Origin of the sequence: Streptomyces spongiae (assembly GCF_009377185.1) — a bacterium.
In the GTDB taxonomy this organism is placed as follows: domain Bacteria; phylum Actinomycetota; class Actinomycetes; order Streptomycetales; family Streptomycetaceae; genus Streptomyces; species Streptomyces spongiae.
This window is the reverse complement of the sequence record NZ_VJZC01000864.1, coordinates 1-3,035: the sequence shown is the minus strand read 5'-3', so window position 1 is coordinate 3,035 and position 3,035 is coordinate 1. Positions and strand designations below refer to the sequence as shown.

Genomic DNA, 3,035 nt, shown 5'->3' with positions numbered 1-3,035 from the left:
CTCCCTCCCGTCTCCCTCCGTCTCCCCCCGTCTCCCCCTTCCCTCACGTACCACCCGACCGCACCGCCGAAGGCGCCCCCGTGGCCGTCAGCGGTACGGCGATGTCCTCCAGCGAACGCCGTTCCGCCCGTACCGCCAGGACCGCCGCCACCAGGCCGGCCACGCACATCAGGGCCGCGCCGATCTGGAAGGCGAGGACCGTGTCGCCGACGACACCGGACTCCGTGAGGTCGGCGAAGACCAGCGGTCCGGTGATGCCGCCCGCCGCCGTGCCGATGGCGTAGAAGAACGCGATGGCCATCGCGCGGGTCTCCATGGGGAAGACCTCCGAGACCGTCAGGTACGCGCTGGACGCCCCCGCCGAGGCGAAGAACAGCACCGCGCACCAGCAGGCCGTCAGCGTCGTCGCGCTCAGGGAGCCCCGGTCGAAGAGCCAGGCCGTGCCGAAGAGCAGGAGGCCCGACAGCAGGTACGTCGACGAGATCATCACCCGGCGGCCCACGGTGTCGAAGAGCCGGCCGAGCAGGAGCGGGCCCAGGAAGTTGCCGGCCGCGATGAACGCGAAGTAGTAGCCGGTGTCGGAGGTCGGGACGTCGTAGAACGTGGTCAGGATCGCGCCGAAGCCGAACGTGATCGCGTTGTAGAGGAACGCCTGGCCGATGAAGAGGGAGAAGCCGAGGGCGGCGCGCCTGCGGTAGGTGGCGAAGACGGTGCGGGCGATGGTGCCGAAGCCGACGCTCTTGCGCTGGCGGATGGTGATCTCCCGGGTCACCGGGGGCAGCTCGCGTCCCGTGTCCGCGGCGACCTCGGCCTCCACCGTCGACACGAGCCGTTCCGCCTCCTCCTCCCGGCCGTGGATGAGCAGCCAGCGTGGGCTCTCCGGGACGTTGCGCCGGACGAGGAGGATGACGAGGCCCAGGACGACGCCGAGGGCGAAGGTGAGGCGCCAGCCGACGTTCGCCGCGAAGAGGTCCGTGTTGAGCGCGAGGATCGACAGGAGCGAACCCCCGATCGCACCGAGCCAGAAGCTGCCGTTGATGACGATGTCGACACGGCCGCGGTAGTACGAGGGGATCAGCTCGTCGATCGCGGAGTTGATGGCCGCGTACTCGCCGCCGATGCCGAAGCCCGTCAGGAAGCGGAACAGGAAGAACCACCAGGCCTCGAAGGAGACGGCGGTCAGGGCGGTGGCTCCGAGGTAGACCGCGAGCGTGACCATGAAGAGTTTCTTGCGGCCGAAGATGTCCGTCAGACGGCCGAAGAACAGTGCCCCCGCGCAGGCACCCGCCACGTACAGCGCGGCCGCGATGCCCGTGATCTGCGCCGAGGAGATGGCGAGGCCGCTGCCCTCCTCCGAGAGACGGCCGGCGATGTTGCCGACGACCGTGACCTCCAGCCCGTCCAGGATCCAGACGGTGCCCAGGCCGATCACGACCCTCCAGTGCCAGCGCGACCACGGGAGACGGTCCAGCCGGGCGGGGATGGAGGTGGTGACGGTACGCCCACCGGTCTGCGGCACGGCGGTACGGGACTTCGACGACTCCCCCGGACGATCGGCCTTCGACGACTCCCCCGGACGATCGGACATCCACGGCTTCCCCGGACGATCGGACTTCGACGGCCTCCTCGGGCTGGACGGCCTCCTCGGGCGATCGGACATCCACGGCCTCCTCGGGCGACTCACGGGTACGCCTTCGGGTCCCCGGGCCGCGCGGGATTACGCGTGGTCCATGTGTGGTCCACACATGGCTACGCCCCGAGCATCCGCGTCACCGTGTAGATCAGCAGGCCGGCCAGGGAGCCCACCACCGTGCCGTTGATGCGGATGAACTGCAGGTCACGGCCGATGTGCGCCTCGATCTTCTTCGTCGTGTGCTCGGCGTCCCAGCTCGCGACCGTGTCCGTGATCAGGGAGGTGATCTCGCGCCGGTACGTGGTGACGACGTAGACGGCGGCGTCCTCGACCCAGCGGTCGACCTTGCCCTGGATCTTCGTCTCGGTGGCCATCCGGGCGCCGAGCGACAGCAGCGAGGCCCGTACGCGCAGGCGCAGCTCGCTGCGCTCGTCCTCGGCGGCGGACACGATCATGGACCGTACGGAGGTCCAGGCGGACGCGATGAGGTCCTGGACCTCACCCCGGCCCAGCACCTCGCCCTTGAGCCGCTCGACGCGGGCGCGGGTGTCCGTGTCGGACTGGAGGTCGGAGGCGAAGTCGGTGAGGAAACGGTCGAGGGCGCCGCGGGCCGGGTGCTCGGGCGAGTCGCGCATCTCGGTGACGAAGCGCAGCAGTTCCTTGTAGACGCGCTCGCCGACCCGTTTGTCGACGAAACGGGGGGTCCAGCCGGGGGCGCCGCCCTGTACGGCGTCCATGACCTGATCGTCGTGGAGTATCAGCCAGCTCTGGGCGCGGGCGACGATCAGGTCGACCGCGCGCCGGTGACCGCCGTCGGCGACGACCTTCTCCAGCATCTTGCCTATGCCGGGCGCGATCTCCTGGGCGCCGGCACGGCGGGTGACGGCCTCGCCGACCACCGCCTGGACGTCCGAGTCGCGCAGCACGGTAAGGGCGCCGCGCAACGCGGTGGCGAGCTCGGCGGTGACGCGGTCGGTGTTGTCCGGTAGGGCCAGCCAGGCGCCCAGGCGGCTGCCGATGCCCACGGCGCGCAGGCGCTGCCGTACGACGTCCTGCGAGAGGAAGTTCTCCCCGACGAACTCGCCCAGGGACACCCCGAGCTGGTCCTTCTTGTTCGGGATGATCGCCGTGTGCGGGATGCGCAGGCCCATGGGGTACCGGAAGAGGGCGGTGACGGCGAACCAGTCCGCCAGCGCGCCGACCATCCCGGCCTCGGCGGCCGCGGCCACGTACCCGGCCCAGCCGCCGGCCCCCGCGTTCGAGGCCCACTTCGCGAGCACGTACACGAGCGCCACGAGGAGGAGCAGCCCGGTCGCCGTGATCTTCATCTGCCGCACGCCCCTCCGCTTCTCCTCGTCGGCGGGGCTGAAGGTGGTCATCGTGCGGTAGGAGGGGGTGGGGG

General features: G+C 70.5%; 2 protein-coding genes. Both read right to left on the bottom strand.

Annotated elements, in window-relative coordinates; genetic code table 11:
- Window positions 1-43: 43 nt before the first annotated feature.
- Complete coding sequence (locus tag FNH08_RS47965) at window positions 44-1,588, bottom strand: MFS transporter (RefSeq protein ID WP_152778189.1); 1,545 nt, start codon at window positions 1,586-1,588, stop codon at window positions 44-46.
- A 161-nt stretch (window positions 1,589-1,749) separates the two neighbouring features.
- Window positions 1,750-3,035: DUF445 domain-containing protein (locus FNH08_RS47960; RefSeq protein ID WP_228034819.1), on the bottom strand; the 1,286-nt coding region annotated here is incomplete at its 5' end.